The organism is Burkholderia sp. RF7-non_BP4 (genome assembly GCF_001521935.1).
Lineage (GTDB): Bacteria > Pseudomonadota > Gammaproteobacteria > Burkholderiales > Burkholderiaceae > Burkholderia > Burkholderia diffusa.
The window spans coordinates 112,501-129,245 of sequence record NZ_LOTA01000082.1; the positions used below are offsets into that span (position 1 = coordinate 112,501).

At 58.4% G+C, this 16,745-nt stretch carries 14 protein-coding genes and 5 pseudogenes; 8 read left to right on the plus strand and 11 right to left on the minus strand.

Features of this window, described 5'->3' with window-relative positions:
* The first annotated feature begins 39 nt into the window (after window positions 1–39).
* On the plus strand, window positions 40–342 hold the full coding sequence (locus WS49_RS26015; protein ID WP_059534690.1) for an H-NS histone family protein: 303 nt from the start codon (window positions 40–42) through the stop codon (window positions 340–342).
* Window positions 343–624: 282 nt separating this feature from the next.
* On the opposite strand, the pseudogene WS49_RS26020 reads toward WS49_RS26015, so the two are convergent.
* Window positions 625–846 (minus strand): annotated as a pseudogene (locus tag WS49_RS26020) (transposase); the annotation flags it as partial.
* 234 nt (window positions 847–1,080) lie between these two features.
* On the opposite strand from WS49_RS26020, the gene WS49_RS26025 reads away from it, so the two are divergent.
* Window positions 1,081–2,316, plus strand: coding sequence for an IS110 family transposase (locus WS49_RS26025; RefSeq protein WP_059689158.1), 1,236 nt, complete (start codon window positions 1,081–1,083; stop codon window positions 2,314–2,316).
* Here the strand turns inward: WS49_RS26025 and WS49_RS26030 are convergent.
* A pseudogene (locus WS49_RS26030) lies at window positions 2,295–3,401 on the minus strand (IS256 family transposase); the annotation flags it as partial. The gene WS49_RS26025 and the pseudogene WS49_RS26030 sit on opposite strands and share 22 nt — an antisense overlap.
* Window positions 3,402–3,592: 191 nt before the next feature.
* On the opposite strand from WS49_RS26030, the pseudogene WS49_RS34220 reads away from it, so the two are divergent.
* Window positions 3,593–3,874 (plus strand): annotated as a pseudogene (locus WS49_RS34220) (IS66 family transposase zinc-finger binding domain-containing protein); the annotation flags it as partial.
* Window positions 3,875–4,462: 588 nt separating this feature from the next.
* Here the strand turns inward: WS49_RS34220 and WS49_RS34225 are convergent.
* The 9 genes and pseudogenes from WS49_RS34225 to WS49_RS35340 form a co-directional block, all read right to left on the minus strand.
* Window positions 4,463–5,350, minus strand: coding sequence for an aminoglycoside phosphotransferase family protein (locus WS49_RS34225; protein WP_082721806.1), 888 nt, complete (start codon window positions 5,348–5,350; stop codon window positions 4,463–4,465).
* A 377-nt stretch (window positions 5,351–5,727) separates the two neighbouring features.
* Window positions 5,728–6,684 carry a nucleotidyl transferase AbiEii/AbiGii toxin family protein gene (locus WS49_RS26045; RefSeq protein WP_059534700.1) on the minus strand — a complete coding sequence of 319 codons (957 nt, stop codon included), beginning with the start codon at window positions 6,682–6,684 and terminating at the stop codon, window positions 5,728–5,730.
* Window positions 6,632–7,072, minus strand: a complete 441-nt coding sequence (locus WS49_RS34235; RefSeq protein ID WP_082721808.1) for a DUF6088 family protein — start codon at window positions 7,070–7,072, stop codon at window positions 6,632–6,634. Before WS49_RS34235 ends, WS49_RS26045 begins: the two co-directional genes overlap by 53 nt.
* A 367-nt stretch (window positions 7,073–7,439) precedes the next feature.
* Window positions 7,440–7,607, minus strand: a pseudogene (locus WS49_RS26050) (UDP-N-acetylglucosamine 1-carboxyvinyltransferase); the annotation flags it as partial.
* A gap of 61 nt (window positions 7,608–7,668) precedes the next feature.
* A complete protein-coding gene (locus WS49_RS26055) occupies window positions 7,669–8,400 on the minus strand; it encodes a hypothetical protein (protein ID WP_257127706.1) in 732 nt (243 codons plus the stop codon).
* A gap of 123 nt (window positions 8,401–8,523) precedes the next feature.
* Window positions 8,524–8,946: an NUDIX hydrolase gene (locus WS49_RS26060; protein ID WP_244139241.1), complete on the minus strand. Its 423-nt coding sequence runs from the start codon at window positions 8,944–8,946 to the stop codon at window positions 8,524–8,526.
* A gap of 61 nt (window positions 8,947–9,007) precedes the next feature.
* The gene (locus WS49_RS35335) at window positions 9,008–9,487 is read right to left on the minus strand and encodes a hypothetical protein (protein WP_156436996.1); all 480 of its coding nucleotides are present in this window, start codon (window positions 9,485–9,487) and stop codon (window positions 9,008–9,010) included.
* A gap of 325 nt (window positions 9,488–9,812) precedes the next feature.
* The gene (locus WS49_RS26065; RefSeq protein WP_059534704.1) at window positions 9,813–10,970 is read right to left on the minus strand and encodes an IS5/IS1182 family transposase; all 1,158 of its coding nucleotides are present in this window, start codon (window positions 10,968–10,970) and stop codon (window positions 9,813–9,815) included.
* Window positions 10,971–11,081: 111 nt separating this feature from the next.
* Complete coding sequence (locus WS49_RS35340; protein WP_156441457.1) at window positions 11,082–11,330, minus strand: hypothetical protein; 249 nt, start codon at window positions 11,328–11,330, stop codon at window positions 11,082–11,084.
* A 559-nt stretch (window positions 11,331–11,889) separates the two neighbouring features.
* On the opposite strand from WS49_RS35340, the gene WS49_RS26070 reads away from it, so the two are divergent.
* From WS49_RS26070 to WS49_RS26085, 5 genes and pseudogenes are all read left to right on the plus strand, one after another.
* Window positions 11,890–12,294: a hypothetical protein gene (locus WS49_RS26070; RefSeq protein ID WP_373557206.1), complete on the plus strand. Its 405-nt coding sequence runs from the start codon at window positions 11,890–11,892 to the stop codon at window positions 12,292–12,294.
* A 537-nt stretch (window positions 12,295–12,831) separates the two neighbouring features.
* Window positions 12,832–13,653 (plus strand): annotated as a pseudogene (gene tnpC, locus WS49_RS34245) (IS66 family transposase); the annotation flags it as partial.
* A 639-nt stretch (window positions 13,654–14,292) separates the two neighbouring features.
* Window positions 14,293–15,459: a 4Fe-4S dicluster domain-containing protein gene (locus tag WS49_RS26075; RefSeq protein ID WP_156436999.1), complete on the plus strand. Its 1,167-nt coding sequence runs from the start codon at window positions 14,293–14,295 to the stop codon at window positions 15,457–15,459.
* Window positions 15,446–15,904 carry a cyclic nucleotide-binding domain-containing protein gene (locus tag WS49_RS26080; RefSeq protein WP_059534706.1) on the plus strand — a complete coding sequence of 153 codons (459 nt, stop codon included), beginning with the start codon at window positions 15,446–15,448 and terminating at the stop codon, window positions 15,902–15,904. Before WS49_RS26075 ends, WS49_RS26080 begins: the two co-directional genes overlap by 14 nt.
* Window positions 15,885–16,745: an FAD/NAD(P)-binding protein gene (locus WS49_RS26085; protein WP_208456498.1), complete on the plus strand. Its 861-nt coding sequence runs from the start codon at window positions 15,885–15,887 to the stop codon at window positions 16,743–16,745. Before WS49_RS26080 ends, WS49_RS26085 begins: the two co-directional genes overlap by 20 nt.

The window sequence follows — 16,745 nt, forward strand, 5'->3', positions numbered from 1 at the left end:
TACCGCACTTCGCGGTCAACGAGTAAGGGAGATCCATCTATGGCAACGAAAAACTACAAGGACCTGAAGGACCAGCTTGCGAAGCTGCAAGAGGAAACCGAGGCGGCACGTATCGCTGAATTGGATGCGGTGGTTGCTGACATTCGTGTAAAAGTGGCTGAGTATGGCATCACGGTTGAGCAAATCTTTGGTCGTCAACGCTCAAGCAAGGGCAAGGTGGTTTCTGCACCGGTTGCTGCTAAGTATCAGAACCCCAAGACTGGCGAGACGTGGAGCGGGCGCGGTCGTGCCCCTGCATGGATCAAGGACGCGAAGAATCGCGATCGCTTCCTGATCGCATGAATAAAGGGAGCTGCGGCTCCCTTTTTCTTGGGGTGTGTTACCAGCAATCCTACTGTCCGCGTAGAGGAAAACGGGAATCGAAGAGACATGGCACGCCACGCACACTGTAGTGGTCAAGCTCGAGGTTTAGCTTGAGCGGAAATGTGCTGCGGGCGTCCTTATCGAGCACCCCAGTAGAGACGATTCATCGTCCAGGTGTTTGGACGGCGCATTAGCGGGTGAGGGCGAGGCATGAGCTTGTCGGGTGGTGTCAGAATTTCCGTGTTCAAGGCGGGTTGAGATTCACACGGATGGTCGAACGAATCGATCCTCGTAGAGGATAGCGAACTGGTTCATCGCCGTCTTCCAATCATGAGCTGCGCGCCCCCAATCGGCAGTGATGTTGCGCAGTGCCAGCCAGATGAGCTTGGTGGCAGCCTCGTCGGTCGGGAAGTGTCCTCGGGTCTTGATGATCTTGCGCAGCTGCGAGTTGATGTTCTCGATGGCGTTCGTAACCGGCATGATATAGCCGGTGCCTCGCGTTTCCGCGCCGAGTGGTTTGAGCGTATGGTGTGACCATCCGGGACAGGGGCACTGGGGAGCACTTCGGGTGGGCAGGCCGTTGTTACACGATGAGCCGCGAGCTCGTGTTAGTAGTTGGCCGCCCCTGCGACCCGCCCGGTTGCGCTGTGAGCGCGAATCCGTAGTTGTCGTGCTGTCCCACCGGCTCCCAACAGTGATCTGATACGGGAGACGGTTATGCGAATCGTGGGGTTTGACGTCTCGCGCTCAGTGGCCGAGATCGCGTACCTGGAGGATGGCACGCTGCATGCAGGCGGCCGCACCGGGTTGCGACGCGACGAACTGGAGCGTTTTGCCGAGAAGCTGCGCGCCACCGATCATGTGGTGCTCGAAGCAACCGGCAACACTGCCGCCATCGTCAACGTGCTTCGTCGGCACGTCGCGCGCGTGGCGATTGCCAATCCGCTGCAAGTTCGGCTGATCGCGGAGGCTCGCGTCAAGACGGACAAGATCGATGCAGCCGTACTGGCACAGCTGTATGCAAGCGGCTTTCTGCCGGAAGTATGGATGCCGGACGAGCACACGCTGGCGTTGCGCCGACAGATATCGCGTCGTTCACAGCTGGTGCGGCAGCGCACGCGGCTGAAGAACGAGATTCATGCGGTTCTGGCCGCGCATCTGATCGAGCGATGCCCCGCCACCGATCTGTTTGGCAAGAAGGGGCGTGCCTGGCTCGGCGTTCAACCGCTTCCGTTGGACGAGCGACTCGGTGTTGAGCAGCGGCTGCGCGAACTGGACCGCCTCGGTGAGGATCTGCGCGAGGTGGAGCAAGCACTCGCGCAAGCGACCATCGACGACGCGCGATTGCGCGTGATGCTGACGATCACCGGCGTCAACACCACGGTGGCGATCGGGCTGCTATCTGCCATTGGCAACATCGAGCGGTTTCCGAATCCGGAGAAGCTGGTGAGCTACTTCGGGCTCAATCCGTCGGTCTATCAGTCCGGCCCGACACCGGCCAGGCACGGCCACATCACCAAGCGCGGGCGCTCTTACGCACGGGCGATGCTGGTCGAGGCTGCCTGGGGCGCCACGCAGGCGCCTGGGCCGCTGCGCGCCTTCTTCCTACGCGTGCGCGATCGCCGCGGCCAGCAAATTGCTGTCGTCGCGACCGCTCGCAAACTCGCAGTGATCGTATGGTATGTGCTGACACGCGACGAGCCGTTCGCGTGGGACCGTCCCGCGTTGACCGCACACAAGTTACGTGCGCTGGAACTGCAGGCTGGAATGCCGGCGCAGCATGGCTCGCGCAAAGGTCCGGCTGCCGCCTACAGTCTGAAGAGTGTCCGTCAGCAGGAACGAGCCGTGGCTGAGCAGTCTGAGCGAACCTATCAAAGACTGTTTAACCGGTGGAAGCAGTCGCGCCCCAAATCAGACAGCGCGCCGATACGGTGGCCGGAAGCGCGGACATAGCGAACGAGCGAAGTACGGCGTGGGGGCTTGTGTATTTCATCCGTAGTGTAGATAACCTTGCGAACCGCCGGCGGAAACGCGAAGAATGGAATCACACGATCCCAGGCGTTGCGCCACGCCGCGCTGACCGTCGGGAATCTCTGGCCCCATGGCCCGTCGGCAAAGGCATCGAGTTCTGCCCGAGCCGCTTCGGCGCTCGGCGCGGTGTAGATCGGGCGAATCACGGCGGCTAATCCTCGACGGTCTTTCCAACTGGCGTAATCGAGACTGTTGCGGATCAGATGAACGATGCAGGTTTGCAGCGTGGTCGCCGGAAACACGGCGGCCAGCGCCTCGGGCATGCCTTTGAGGCCATCGGTCACGGCGATCAGGATGTCGTGGACGCCACGCGTTTTGAGGTCGTTGAACACCTTCATCCAGAACTTGGCGCCTTCGGTGCCTTCGATCCACAAACCTAGAATATCGCGCGTGCCGTCGGGCAGAATGCCCAGTGCAAGGTAGATCGCCTTGTTGCGGACCACGGCGTCTTCGCGAATCTTGACCCGCAGCGCATCAAAGAACACCACCGGATACATCGGTTCGAGCGGCCGTGCTTGCCAGGCGGTCACTTCGGCCATGACCTCGTCGGTGACCGAGCTGATGAAATCGGGCGAAACCTCGGTGCCGTATTGCTCCTGCAAAAATCCCTGAATCTCGCGCACGGTCATGCCCCGGGCGTACATGGCGACGATCTTGTCGTCGAAGCCCGTGAAGCGTCTATCGTGTTTGGGAATCAGCAGCGGTTCAAAGCTGCCGTCGCGGTCGCGAGGCACCTCGATACGGATCGGGCCGTCCTCGGTCAGGACTGTCTTGGCGCCCGTGCCATTGCGCTGGTTGGTCACGGCGCTCGGCTTGGCAGCGCCTGGCGGGTAGCCGAGATGGTGACTCATCTCGCCGCCCAGCGCCCGCTCGATCAGCGCCTTCTTGAGGGCCAGCGTCGCGGCATTGATCGCGTCTGCGGTCATCGGGCCGTTGCCGAATTGCTCAAGCAACTCGGCGGGAATGGCCGGCAGGTCTACCGGCTTGGCTTTCGGTTTGCGAGGCATACATCCTCCTTCGGAGCATCATATGCCTTGAACACGAAATTACTGACAGGCCCGCTTGTCGCTCGAGGGACACGAGTTTGAGTAACAACAGTATGTCTTGACTTTTCACCGGTCGCCCATGATTTCCGTTCACGGTCCACGGACGGACATCTTCCGCCCCTTACTAGGTCTGTCAACACATTTGAAGAAGCAAACTGCTCCCCGAGCATCTGCCAAGCGAGATCCTGACGTACTGGCCGGAATCGGGTGAAACCTGCGCGGCGTGCGGCGGCCCCGTGAAGCAACTCGGCGAGGACATCTCCGAGCAGCTGGAATATGTACCGGCCAGCTTCCGCGTGATCCGCCATCTGCGCCCGAAACTGACATGCACGTGCTGCGACCACATTACACAAGTTGCTGCGCCGAGCCGCCCCATCGAGCGCGGCCTGGCCGGTCCGGGCTTGCTGGCTCATGTGCTGGTCTCGAAGTTCGCGGAGAGAGGCGTCATTGATGGACCGCATACGATTCGACTTGCCCGACAAACTGCCGCGCCACCAAGTCGTGCGCTTTGCCGCGACGCTTCGATCAAAGGTGGAGGTGGGCCCTCCGAGGGAGTTACCCTCGTACCGCTCCCGGAACGCCAATTCTAGAGGAGGTTGAGGACCCGTGATGAACAAGACGCCACCACGAGAGACCTCGTGGGGGGGGAGTGTGAACAGGAAAACCAAACTACCGACCAATCATGGCAAACAGCTCGTGCCGGTGGAATCGGAATTGGCTGATTTTAAATCGGACTGTTCGGTATTCGACAGGGTCCTCGATGTACATGGAAAGCCGGCTGTCATCTGCGATGAGCGCGTCGCGCCACGCGTACACGCCGGTCGTGACCCTGCCGACCGAGTAGTAGCTCGAGGGGGCAATCATGGCAAACGGGCGGAGCCCACGTGATACGGCCGCAGGTATGCAGTCCCAATACCGACGCCCTTATCTAGGAATCGCTGCATTTGGCTGTTCCAGCGTCTCGCACTGACGAAGACCGTGGACGATTACGACACGCTGTCGCCATGGAAGACGCCCGTCAACTAACGAGAGTCGTTTAGTACTTCGTTGATGACAGTCCAAGACCTTTCCGTCTCGCGTTGATTGCCATCGTGCTGTGCCGCGACAATACACGCTTTCCATAAAGCCCAACCACGTGCACGATTCCACGTGTCTTCGTCAAAAGATAGCTTGTTCTGGAACACTGCACGGCTTGTTCCGGAAAATTGAGTCCAGGCGATTACAAGGTCGCACGCGGGGTCGCCCACTGCCGAGCTACCAAAGTCAATGACTGCACTCAGCCGCCCATCGGTGACAAGCAGATTGCTGAACGCGACGTCTCCGTGAACCCATGCCGGAGTGGCTCGCCACTCAGACTGCAAGGCAACGTTCCACAATTGCTCGACTGCTCTTGTGTCGATATTGCCCTCAAGTTCAGTAAGGGCTGCTCGAATTTCCTGATCGTAAACTGCTAACCGTCCGCCTCGATGAAAATTGTGCGGCCCGGCCAGCGGCCCGCCCTCAACATCGATTTGGTGCAGTGCGTGGAGAAACTCTGCAAGGGAGCTGGCGAATTGATTCATGTCTTCGATCAATTCTGCCTTGGCCGGCACACCCTCGATCCATTTATAAACAGACCATGGCCATGGATAGGTACTGCCGGGCATTCCCTTAACTAGGGGTGTTGGAATCTGGAGAGGCAAATGTGGCGCCAACTTAGGAAGCCACCAATGTTCCTTCTCGACTTGTGCAACGTATGCAGGGCCACTCGGCATCCTGACCACCATATCATTGCCCAAACGGAAGGTCCGATTGTCCCAGCCTCCAGGCTCGATCATTTCTACCGGCAGGCCCTCCCATTCGGGAAACTGCTCCTGGATCAATCGATGAACCAGCTGGTTGTCGATTTGTACGCGATTTGTATTCTGCATCCTGCCTCGGAGTCGTGGTAACAGCAAGCGCTGAAGGTTACCACTCATCCTAACCAATACTCTGAAGGACGTCGTTCGCGGACCGCTTACGTTCAAACCTGAAGTGCGTTTCAGCGTAAGAGGCGTTGCAGCGCCAGACTTCCTTCCCATCCCGATCGAAGATCGCAAGCCCCTTTGTTATCGTGCACCGCACCTGTGGAAACACGGCACTGTGTCCATTCATTGCGGCAGATAGAGCGTTCCGCTCCTTACAGCTTGCCAAGCATTTGCCGTCGCGCAGAGCCATCACCGCTACCAAATCTCTCGAAAATAGCCTTATCTTACCCTGTCAACACGTCAGTCAAGCAGCGCTTACGTAAGGCCACGAGAGCATTGGACTACAGCGTGGCCAAGAGTCGCTCGGCAGTCGCCTTGAACACTGCGAACGCGTCTTTAAAGACAGGGCGATCGGCCCCATAAATCAGTGGGATGAGCTTGTTGGCATACTCGCTCTGAGTTTGCCTATCGTGCTCGATTTCAGCGAGCGCGTCCTTCATGCACTTTGCCGGATCTGCTTCGAACGCCGCATGTTTTGCAAATTCGGCACGGTCAAACTCGACCAAATCTGCGAAATGCGTTGTAGCGCGCTCAACAGCATCTTTGTCGACGGACACGATACGCCAAGTATCGTAGATGTGTCGAACGAGTGCCTCATCCCAATCGTCGCGAACCCTCGCTCGATGCTCTGCGAACCGCCTCATGAACGAAATGACTTTCTCGGCAAGTGTTTCCTCTACTGAGACACAGCACATTGTGAACGGCGCGTTGTCCTGGCCCACCAATCGATAGACCAGATAGTCGAGCGGCTCATCCGAGATGTCAAAGTAGGGTGTGCGCACCGTGAACTCCACGCTCAGATGAGTGCGGAGACTATGGTGCGTCGGATAGACCGATGCGTATCGCCAACTGCTCCCAAAATAGCGGTTTGAATTCCTTGCGATCGCCATATCTTTGATCTCTTCGAATCCTAACCCCTCTAAGACCGTCGCCACCTTACCCTTGAGCGAGGAAAAATGATTCTTCAACTGGTTTTGACTGAGACCGTGCTCAGGTGCAAGGATGATCTTGAGATCGATGTCCTCCGACATTCGTTCGATGAGGTCATGCGCCTTTGAGAGACTCGTACCACCACAGAACACGAGCCGCACGTGCTCGTGTTCGATGGTGGTCAGAGAACGCAAAGCGTCTGTTACATGGATGTCTTTTTCGAGGATTGCGGCTGAAATGTCGCCAAGCGTTTGCTCAGCGAGTAGCTCGTCGATCAAGTCCCGTTGATTGTCTGTAATTGTTTTCATATTTGACGGTTCTGCTACCAAAACCAAGCTTCCGCGAAATGCGCCGGTTACCCGTATTGATCACTACGCCAGCGGGGATCTGTGTCGTCCTCCCAGTGTTGTATTCTGCCGTCAATCGACTCGGGTAAATCTTCACGCCCAGTTTTTCGAGAGCTTGCGAGGCCAGGAACTCGACTGGCATAACCGGAATAGGTTTGCCGCTCAGCTTGCTGCGTTTGGCTTTTGCATATACTCCGACCCCAATTTTTACGACCGTTCCCTCGTCGATCAACTTCCGCAATGCTCTGCTAAGTTGAGCATCACTCCCCATTTTTGCGAAGTCAGCCCGCAGAAAGACATCGGCCTTTCGCCGGCTGACCACATTCCTGAGTTTATCTTCCAGGATCATGACAATCTCCCGCGCACAATAAACTGTAAGGCATTGATTTAAATGCATAAAATACGTCAAACAACACTCATTGAGTATATCACGGCGAGCTTCAGCCGCCACGACGATCCGGGATTTAACAACGGGTCGGTGACGCTCGTGCAGGCGTGGCGAACGCGGTCGGCACGTTGCGGACTCATTTCGGTGCAGCACACGGTTCATCGTGTGGCGCTTGCCAGTGCGATCTCGCGCGAATTCGTCGACGTAGTTCCCATAGAAGGGTATGCAGATAGCCTGCCGGGCTCGTCGCCGCGTCGGAATCGCTGCAACGATCAGGTCATGCTGTGGTTACTGTTGCATCCCGCCGATGAACCTGTGCGCGGCTGGATATCCGAATCATCTTCTGGACGTCGGTGATGTCGGGAACGTGCTGCAACAGCACCGGTTGCTCGGTCAGGAGAGTTGCGCAAAGAATCGGGAGCACCGCGTTCTTGTTTGCCGAGGGTTGTACAACCCCGCGAAGCGGCACCCCACCGTGAATCAACAGATCCGCCATGACAACACCTTTCCATTCGATAATCTCGTTCAGGCGGGTAAGCCTGACTGGATTGCCACCGTCAGAGACAAAGCACATGCAACGAGGCCGCGTCGTCACGTGGTTTCATGCCGTCCGGTGTATGTTGCCGTTCATATCCTCTTAATCGAGCGAACAGCGTTCCCAGTCCCTCGGTGGCGACAAAATCGATCACATCACCGTGGCTCATCAGCCCGTAATGCTCCCACGCACGCGATAAGCCATCGGTGCCAATCAGCATGTGGCACGGTGTGACGACGGTATGGCGCCGGTGAGTGGCGTCGGCCGCGCTGCAAGGATTGAGCGTCAGCGCCGTCGTGCCCTGATTGTGCTGCTGCTCGATTCGCCTCTGGCGCAACGCCTGCAACTTCTCGCCAGAAAATCCCGAACACGGTTGCCACATGGCCTGCGGCTCGAGTGACGACCATGAGCGATCACCGGAAATCGCTCCTCTTCGCTCATGCGGTGCCAATATCGCGAAACAATCCGCGTACTGGTAGACGTCCACCACAATGTGATCCCGCATGTGATGCACATCGGCAATCGTGCAGGCCGCGACGGGATAGGCCCAAAGCGGCGTATTCGGCGCGAGCGACATATATTGGCGCCGGAGCTCCGCGAGCGCCAGCCGCAGCAGGCCAGTATCAAAGCCACCTTGACGCAAGTCGTTCGCCAGAAAGTCGGAAAGTGCAACCGCAAACCAATGCGCATCGGAGCATTGATCGAACGTCGTGAACGGACGTTGCGTCAGATGGGAGCCCCATCGATCACCCATGCCTTGAAGCGCGATTCGGACAGTACATAGCCGACAACATCTTCTGACGGTGTGCATGACGCCGAATCCGATTGCATGGAAAGAATCTGAAACATGTCGTGCAAGATGTGCCTCCGATTGTCATCAAGACAGTTCGTTCCAGCAAAGCTTCCAGTAAAACAATGGGAGATTCATCGGACGGGGTTTCTCGAAGTCGATCCAGGCGGAGTCATCATGCTCGTCGCTGAGCGAAACGTCGCAATCAGCGAATTCGCATTCAAAACATGCAACCAGAACGAATTTTCCGGGAATCACTTCGAACGAGCCGCTACCGACGTAATGCGCGCGCGATACGGTGAGCATGCACTCCTCCTGAACTTCACGCGTCAGCGCCTGTTCAAGCGACTCGCCCATTTCCGGCCGCCCCCCGGGAAGCTCCCACTCTCCGCGTGGGTTTCGTAAAAACAGGACCGACTGCTTCCTGCGGATGATCGCCTTGACGCTGACCGGAACCATATATGAGTCAACCCTGTTCAAAAAATTCGTAGAATCCTGTTCATACACCATCACAAAGGCGATTTTCCTCGCGCATATGCTGGCTCCATTACCAAGCGCCTTTGCCGCTTGGTCAATTTATCTCGATCGATACGTTGCACCAGCGACCTCGAGTGATTTGGTGTCGGTAGCAGCAACGATAGATCGGCATGTTCGGCAGGTCTTCGATAATAGGAATATGAGTTAGTGTAGCGCACGAATATCGCCCGGCGCGGCTCGCTGCTTTCGACATGGTAGGTACCATGTACCAGCGCCTCGAAAAAATTAGCGCATCGCCCGTGGTCAGGAATATATGCTTGATCAGCGGATTGGAATTAGGATTTCGATATTCATCGGGAACTGAAAAATTCGCTCGATGCGATGCGGGAATGCAGCAGAGATGGCTGGCGCCGGAGTTCATGTCGGAGAGTGCGTACAGGACGCCCGTCAAACCGTTAAATATCTTGCCACTCTTCACAAAATAAAACACCCCATCTTCAAACATGTCCGCTTGGTGATGCATCTTCCCGCCAGCGCTAATGAAATTTTCGTCGGCACAGAAGATATGATCCAATCGGAGCCTCGAGGAAAACAAGCGAGCGAGTATTGTGTAAACTGACTCAATATCTATCAGCGATCGCCAATTTTTCGACCAATTTAAATTTACATCATGCAAATAGTGACCAAGGAGATTTTTTCGCCAGAAATCATTGATTTCATCGGTTGGCATTTAATTTGGCGCATTTTTTACAACAATACAGTCATTGACATCGAGCTCGTATGTAAGTCTTTTAATATATTTCATTGTGCCCCTCATTTGAATGATTTCCATGCTTCAAGGAAATTACCCTGACTTTGTGTTTCGGTACCGCCCCAGATGTCATTTCATTTGCTTGGCATTAGGTAAGTATGCTAAATAATGCGTTTTGCACTGCGTTGGCGTCATGCCGCGCTGGTGAAGCATCTCCACGATTGAGCAGGACGGCGAGAATCCAGGCATAAAGAAGCCGCAGCTTCGTGAGGATCATCCGCAGGTTGTGGCCGGCGCCGTATAACGCCGCATGAATTGCATTGCCCAGCGCGCCCTGGAGCCAGTTGCTACCCAGCTTGCCGTCGGCCTTCATGTCTCTGACGGCTGGCTCATTCGCGCTGCGTCGCCGAATCATCGCGCGTGGACCGCAGGTGATGCCGCGTCGCAATCCTGGGTGATAGATCGTCACTCCGTCGATGGCGACGCCTTTGTAACCACGATCGATGTTGGCTATTTCCGGTTGTATATCGCTCAGGATTGCCGCCTGTTCCAGTGCTTCGGCCAGCATATGTCTGTCGTAGGGATTACCCGGCATCGAGCGAGCCCCCACCACCAAGTCTTCCTCGTGCGTCGTTGTGATCGTCTCCTTCACGCCGAACTTGTAAGGCTTGCGTGCCTTGCCCTCCGCCGGGTACTCGACTTGGGGCGCATGCAGCGCGTAAAGCTTGTTTTTGTCCTTCTGCTTTTGCGTCAGAATCCGTTTCGTGCGGTCAATCAGGTTTTCCAACGCCGTGCGGCTTTGCTCAGCGACGGAATCGAGTTGCCATTTGACGTCGCGCATCGCGTGCCCCACCCGCGAACGCAAGGTCTGCAGCGACTTTTTCATGAACTCGTATTGCTTTGCATGTGCGTAGCGGCAGATCTGACTCGCCACGCGGGGTGCCCCGCGGTTGTAGTTCTGCCACAACTCCAGGCCGCGCCGGGCTGCAGCCTTCGCCAGATGCGTGCGACACTGCTCAAGCAACCGCGAATCGGTCGGATGCGCGATCTCCTTCTCGACCCATTGCCAGACGACCTCTTCATTGGACAGGTCGAATCCGTGCTGCAAATAGAGCAAGCCAGCAATCAGGCGCGGCGAACTCGCCGACCACCCACGGCGCGACACGAAGCTTTCGCTCATCGACACGCTTAACCGATTCCAGTCGATTAACTCGACCAAGCGCACCAACGGGTGCGTCAAGTTGATCTGTTCGCGTAGCGGATGCCGGAACAAATTTCCTTCCGGTACGGGCGTCTTGGGACCCATCCACACCCCATCGAAATTAGCGGGATTCGCGCGCCCATATGCCGGCTTCCTGCAATTCTCACAGTCATATATCGAGCTCAACGCCGCGCCGAGCAAGGCTTGCCGGATTATTCAGGGGCGACTATTGAGTTGAGCTGCCGCATTTCGTCGATCTTCGATCCGCATCGGCGTTGAGCTCTGTTGGCCGGAGACTTCAAGGATCTGTCGTCGAATCGATAAAATATCGTCAAGCGCAGTGCCACCTCGAATTGTCGCGGCAGCACTCACTGGCGCAGCCTGCGCAATAGGGCCCATACCTGCCTCCCGCGAAAATTTAACTTTCTCGAAATTCATGAAGCATTGCTGGTCAAATTCGATCATGGCCAGCAGATAAAGCAGTCCACATTCGTCGGGATAACATAGCCTGTTACAGGCCCAACCAGGACAATCAGCACATCGATCTGCGTTTCGAGGCGGCCTACATCCAGGCTGCCGCGAACGTCACAGGCGGGGAGGCGAATGCGCAGGCGACCATCACGATGTCATGCGAGTAGGACGGCGTGCAGTCCTGCCACGCGTGGATGACACGGAGGATTGCGTGCGTCCATGCGTTGGCGGTAGTTCTGACCCTGCCTCGTTTTCACGTTCAGAATTGAAATGAACGCGTCTGTGCGCCGGTCAAAACCGGCAAGGTGTTGCGTAAATGAAAGTGGAGTTTCCAATCGCCACCATGATGCGATTGTTGCCCACACCCGTGACATGAATGCCGATCAGGCCACAGCTCTCGACTGGTCAGTCAGTTGGTATGGCTCTTCACATACACGCGCGCAAGAACACGAGCCCTGCATGTCCGCCGTGGGTCCGAGCGGCTTGCAGAAACAGAATTACGAAGTGGCGATAAGTTTATTGGCTACGTGGCGATGTCGAAGCGGCTGACTGGGTGACGCAGTGGTTCGGAACGCCTTGGCTCAAAGATGCCCCGGTTCATCCGCTGCAACATGCTTTGAAGAACCTGGGGCGGGCATACAGGAATTTCTTTGCAAAGCGTGCAGCGTTCCCGAAGCTTGCCAAGCGCGGCCAGCGCGACAGCTTTCGTTATCCAGATCCGAAGCAATTCAAGCTCGATCTGGCCAATGGTCGGATTTTTCTGCCCAAGCTGGGCTGGATGCGGTTGTCGCGCCAAGTGCCGGGCGTGCTGCGCGATGGCACGGTAAGCCTGTCGGGCGGCAAGTGGTTCGTCAGCATCCAGACCGAGCGAGAGGTTGAGCAGCCGATGCCGCATGCCGAGATACGCCAGTCGTCCATCGATTGCAGTCTCGCGCGAAATACGGACTGTGCAGCGTAGCGAGAAATTGATGAGCGGGCGATTGCGATCCGAACATCTCGCTCACCCGAATGGGACAAAAAGAGGCGACACCTCTGCTGGACGTAGAGGGCGTCTATGGCGAGCGTCTTGCCGCTTTCGGACCAGTTTGAGGGGGCAACGTGCTGATTCGCTATGAGAGGGTGTGCTCTCCGTGGACGCGCTCCACTGGCTTCCCTGTCTGGCATCTTGGAGGTGCACGAGCGAGGGCCCGCAGTTGGTGGGACGGTAGTGCCGCCCGATGTTCCGGGCGGCAGGTTCCAAGCCCCATGAGTTGTAGACAGACAAGCAACTGCCTACAGCGCAATATTGCCCGGCGACGGGAGTGTCGGCTATCGGACGGGGCCGCAATCGGAGTCGGAATGGGCTGATTCAGCGGGCAGTAGCAGTTTAGGATGAGATATCCGCCCGGTACGGGGAGCATGGTGTACCAATTTTGCTGGTCTGTTTGCCGGGGCGCGTGGCCGACCATGACCGTGGCTGCGCTTTGGGAGATGCAGTTCGGCCGATATGGCCACGGCTCCTGCAGTGAAGCGGCCGAGTCGCGAAGGCGCGGGCCGCAAGCTGTTGCCGGATCACCTTGAGCGTGAAGAGCGCATCCATCTGCCGGCCGACGAAGACTGCCCTGATTGCGGCGGGCAACTCAAGCCGCTAGGCGAAGACGTCGCGGAACAGCTCGAACACGTGAGGGCGCACTTCCGCGTGATTCGTCACAGCCGTCCGACGCTGGCCTGCGCGTGCCGCGATCGCATCGTGCCGACTGCGGCACCGGGTCGGCCGATTGATCGTCGCAGCCCGGGTCCGGCACTGCTCGCACACATCGCCGTGTCGAAGTTCGCGTACCACATTCCGCTGTACCGCCAGGCAGCTATGTACTCGCGTGAGGGCGTCGAGATCGATCCGGGCGCAATGGGGGTATTGGACGGACAGCATCACGATGCTGTTCGCACCGCAGGTCGACGCCGTGCGCCGCTACGCGCTGGCTGGCGGGAAGGTTCATGCGGACGACACGCCGCTGCCAGTGCTGGCGCTTGGCAATGGCCGCACGAAGACAGGACGTCTGTGGGTCTATGTGAGTGATGATCGGCGAGTGCCTCCGAAGATCCGGCGGCGGTCTGGTTCGCCTGCACGCCCGATCGACGGGGCGAGCATCCATAGCGCGGAATCTTGCAGACTTCGCCGGCGTGCTGCAAGCCGACGCGTTTGCGGGCTACGCCGCGCTGTATCGCGGCGGCACCATTCAGGAAGCATGCCTGCATGGCCCACGCTCGCCGAGAGATCCATGATCTACATGCCGTCCGTCCCAATGCGGTAACGGAGGAAGCTCTGCGGGGTGTGGGGCACTGCAACTTGGCGGCTGCGCGCATCGCTTTACCGCAAACAGCTTCCGAACGCTTTGCGATCTGGCGAAAATTCACCAGTGACTCCCAGAATCCGTCTGCAGTACGAGAGAATCATTTACGTTCCCACCGAGCGCTCCTTGCAGCCGCCAAGTTGACAGTCCCAGTGGGACTGGTACCGTTCCGGCTCGCGCGTTTCGTGCCGCTGGTGTCAACGGCCGGGCCATCGCGCTGGTGGCTTTGAAGCGCACGCGCGCCGTGCTTCGCGACTACCGCGTCGGCACGCGATCGATTTGAGCTTCGGCGGGTCGATCCGGCTCTACTGTGCGAACTTTTGGCTAATGGTGCGCCCCCACGGGCGATGCGATTCTAGCGTCCTGTGACGAAATCGATTTCGGGGCTGTTGGTACGGGTGAGGCAGCATAGAAATTGCGATGTCAACGCCCCCGACCCGGTGCACATTGAGGGTTGATGCATGTCAAGAAGCTCAGGCACATTCGACTTAACCTCCATACCAGCGAGGTGTTCGACACTTCATAGGAATTCGTCCAGTTGAGGACGAAGACCCTGTCCGGCTGATAGCCGGAGCGGGCCGCCACCATCAGCCATTCAGCCTCCTCGGCGTCATTCTCGGCGTGTCATGATGAAAGCGCATTCGTCTACGCAAGTGCACCCGGTGGCGGTCGATCGGGCAGGGATTCAGACGCTGATCGACGTGCTCGCCGGAATCGGCTACCGGGTAATCGGGCCGACTGTTCGGGATGGGGCGATCATCTATGACGACGTGGCTTCCGTCGGCGATCTTCCCGTTGGCTGGACCGACCGACAGGATGCAGGACACTATCGCATCGAGCGGCGCGATGACGAAGCACTGTTCGGATTTGCGGTCGGGCCGCATTCGTGGAAGCGCTTTCTTCATCCGCCGATCGAGCGTCTGTTTGCGGCCGTCGATACCGATATCGGCGTCGCCATCGTGCCCGGCGCACACGAATCGCGCAAGCTCGCGCTCATCGGCGTAAGAGCGTGCGAGTTGCACGCCATCGCCATTCAGGATCGCGTTTTTTGTGAAGGCCGCTACATCGATCGGCGCTACGCACAGCGACGGCGCGATGTGTTCATCGTCGCGGTCAACTGCGGCCAAGCGGGCGGGACGTGCTTTTGCACGTCTATGCAAACCGGACCGGCGGTCAATTCGGGTTTCGACCTGGCACTGACGGAACTGCCGCCCGGCGAGGGTGGGGCCATTGTCGTCGAAGTCGGCAGCGATGCCGGAGCGGCGCTCGTCGAGCGCATCCCGCATCGCCCGGCAACCGACGCAGAGTGCGACGCGGCGAGGGCAGTGGTCGAGCACACGTCCGGCCAGATGGGACGTACGATGCAAACCGACGGGATCCGGTCGCTTCTCCAGAACAACCCGAATCATCCGCGCTGGACTGACGTCGCAGGGCGATGCCTGAGCTGCGGCAATTGCACGATGGTCTGCCCGACCTGCTTCTGCACGACCGTGGAGGATCATGGCGACCTCGCGGGGTCGAAGGCCGAGCGCGTGCGCAAATGGGACTCGTGTTTCACGCTGGATTTCTCCCATCTGCATGGGGGCAGTGTGCGCAACACAGCGGCCGCCCGGTACCGTCAATGGCTGACGCACAAGCTTGCGAGCTGGATCGACCAGTTCGGCACATCGGGTTGTGTCGGTTGCGGACGTTGCATCACCTGGTGTCCGGTCGGTATCGACATCACGGAAGAGGTTGCGGCAATCCGGGGCACATCTGGAAACGCGCAGGAGCAAACGGATGGAAGGGCTTGAGCACATTCTTGCAGAGCATCCGTTCTTTGCCGGATTCGACGCGCGGCATCTTGAAATCGTTCAAGGCTGCGTGTCCAACCGCCGATGCGAGGTGGACCAATATGTCTTGCGCGAGGGTGAGCCTGCGGACGAATTCTACCTAATTCGCCACGGTCGCATTGCGCTGGAGATTTCCTCTCCCGGACGAAAGCCCGTCGTGGTCGAAACCATCGGCGCAGGCGAGATCGTCGGGGCCTCATGGCTCATTTCTCCCTATCGGTGGATGTTCGATGCGCGGGCATTGGAGTTGACCCGGTTGATCGGCATCGACGCCGCATGCTTGCGCGAAAAGTGCAAGCGCGACCACGATTTCGGCTATCAGATGATGAAGCGCTTCTTGCCGATCCTCGCGAAGCGCTTACATGCCACCCGGATGCAGATTCTCGATGTCTATGGAAAGCACTGATACGGCCGGCGCGCCGTCCTACGATCCGCTCGTGCCACGTATTTGCCGTGTCGCGCGCCGGCATCGGGAGCTTCGGGACACCGCCACGCTCGAGATCGTGCCGTTGTCGGGCGCGCGAGCGCTGATCGGCTCCGGCCAGTTCAACATGCTGTACGTGTTTGGTGTAGGCGAAGTTCCGATCAGCACGAGTGGCGATCCGGCCGACGATGCGGCGTTCGTGCATACGATCCGAGAGGTCGGCGCGGTCAGCCGGGCGCTCGCGCGGCTCTCGCCGGGCGCGACGCTCGGCGTGCGCGGCCCGTTCGGCGTCGGCTGGCCGATTGCCGCTGCCGCCGGCACGGACGTCGTGATCGTTGCGGGCGGACTCGGACTCGCTCCGCTGCGGCCGGCGATTTACGAAATCATAGCCCGCCGCAGCCGGTTTGGCCGGGTCGCGATTCTGTTCGGCTGCCGCCATCCTGACGAAATCCTCTATCGTCGCGAGCTCGAACGATGGGGCCGGTATCTGGACATCGACGTCGACGTGACCGTGGACCATGCGGATGCCGACTGGCACGGCAACGTCGGCGTCGTGCCTGCGTTGATTGCCCGCACGGCGTTCGATCCGCGCGAGGCAACGGCCTTGGTCTGCGGACCGGAGGTGATGATGCGCTTTGCAGTCGCCGCGCTGAAGGAAAGAGGCGTGCCCGACGATCGCATTTACCTGTCGATGGAGCGCAACATGAAGTGCGCGGTCGGCCACTGCGGTCACTGCCAGTTCGGCTCGACGTTCGTTTGCAAGGATGGGCCCGTCATGCGATACGACGCGATTGCCCGCATCTTCGCGGTTCGGGAGATCTGA

Excerpts from the sequence above, each read along its gene's own strand:
- WS49_RS26025 (WP_059689158.1), top strand. The coding sequence starts at position 1,081 with ATGCGAATCGTGGGGTTTGACGTCTCGCGCTCAGTGGCCGAGATCGCG.
- WS49_RS26060 (WP_244139241.1), bottom strand. The coding sequence starts at position 8,946 with ATGGTGTATGAACAGGATTCTACGAATTTTTTGAACAGGGTTGACTCA.
- WS49_RS26015 (WP_059534690.1), top strand. The coding sequence starts at position 40 with ATGGCAACGAAAAACTACAAGGACCTGAAGGACCAGCTTGCGAAGCTG.
- WS49_RS26065 (WP_059534704.1), bottom strand. The coding sequence starts at position 10,970 with ATGGGTCCCAAGACGCCCGTACCGGAAGGAAATTTGTTCCGGCATCCG.
- WS49_RS26075 (WP_156436999.1), top strand. The coding sequence starts at position 14,293 with ATGATGAAAGCGCATTCGTCTACGCAAGTGCACCCGGTGGCGGTCGAT.
- WS49_RS34225 (WP_082721806.1), bottom strand. The coding sequence starts at position 5,350 with ATGCAGAATACAAATCGCGTACAAATCGACAACCAGCTGGTTCATCGA.
- WS49_RS26055 (WP_257127706.1), bottom strand. The coding sequence starts at position 8,400 with ATGGGTGATCGATGGGGCTCCCATCTGACGCAACGTCCGTTCACGACG.
- WS49_RS26085 (WP_208456498.1), top strand. The coding sequence starts at position 15,885 with ATGTCTATGGAAAGCACTGATACGGCCGGCGCGCCGTCCTACGATCCG.
- WS49_RS34235 (WP_082721808.1), bottom strand. The coding sequence starts at position 7,072 with ATGATCCTGGAAGATAAACTCAGGAATGTGGTCAGCCGGCGAAAGGCC.
- WS49_RS26080 (WP_059534706.1), top strand. The coding sequence starts at position 15,446 with ATGGAAGGGCTTGAGCACATTCTTGCAGAGCATCCGTTCTTTGCCGGA.
- WS49_RS26045 (WP_059534700.1), bottom strand. The coding sequence starts at position 6,684 with ATGAAAACAATTACAGACAATCAACGGGACTTGATCGACGAGCTACTC.
- WS49_RS35340 (WP_156441457.1), bottom strand. The coding sequence starts at position 11,330 with ATGATCGAATTTGACCAGCAATGCTTCATGAATTTCGAGAAAGTTAAA.